4 tRNA genes are annotated in these 662 nt (G+C 48.3%); all 4 read left to right on the top strand.

What is annotated here, in order from left to right:
• The first annotated feature begins 111 nt into the window (after positions 1–111).
• The 4 genes from L4D76_RS28870 (at position 112) to L4D76_RS28855 (ending at position 564) form a co-directional block, all read left to right on the top strand.
• Positions 112–188 (top strand) — tRNA-Met (locus L4D76_RS28870).
• A 31-nt stretch (positions 189–219) separates the two neighbouring features.
• A tRNA-Gly gene (locus L4D76_RS28865) sits at positions 220–295 on the top strand.
• 85 nt (positions 296–380) lie between these two features.
• Positions 381–457: transfer RNA gene (locus L4D76_RS28860), tRNA-Met, on the top strand.
• A gap of 31 nt (positions 458–488) precedes the next feature.
• A tRNA-Gly gene (locus L4D76_RS28855) sits at positions 489–564 on the top strand.
• Positions 565–662: the final 98 nt, after the last annotated feature.

Here is a 662-nt window from a genome sequence, read left to right as displayed (position 1 = left end):
GAGTTCGAGCCTCGTGTGTCGCTCCACTCTTTTCTATGAAAAGAGCGTTTCATTGCTCAGGCGATGAAACAGTAGTTGTTACCGTACTTTAACGGTGAGATATAAATCGGACGCGGGATGGAGCAGTTTGGTAGCTCGTCGGGCTCATAACCCGAAGGTCGTTGGTTCAAATCCAGCTCCCGCAACCAATTTACTTGTTGAGATACAAGGACCAGAAATGCGACACTAGCTCAGCTGGTAGAGCGCAACCTTGCCAAGGTTGAGGTCACGAGTTCGAGCCTCGTGTGTCGCTCCACTCTTTTCTATGAAAAGAGCGTTTCATTGCTYAGGCGATGAAACAGTAGTTGTTACCGTACTTTAACGGTGAGATATAAATCGGACGCGGGATGGAGCAGTWTGGTAGCTCGTCGGGCTCATAACCCGAAGGTCGTTGGTTCAAATCCAGCTCCCGCAACCAATTTACTTGTTGAGATACAAGCACCAGAGATGCGACACTAGCTCAGCTGGTAGAGCGCAACCTTGCCAAGGTTGAGGTCACGAGTTCGAGCCTCGTGTGTCGCTCCACTCTTTTCTATGAAAAGAGCTATGAAAAGAGCGTTTCATTGCTTAGGCGATGAAACAGTAGTTGTTACCGTACTTTAACGGTGAGATATAAATCGGAC

This window comes from Photobacterium sagamiensis (assembly GCF_050337085.1).
Classification (GTDB): domain Bacteria; phylum Pseudomonadota; class Gammaproteobacteria; order Enterobacterales; family Vibrionaceae; genus Photobacterium; species Photobacterium sagamiensis.
Note: the sequence above shows the minus strand (reverse complement) of the source record. Positions and strands in the feature narration are given on the sequence as shown.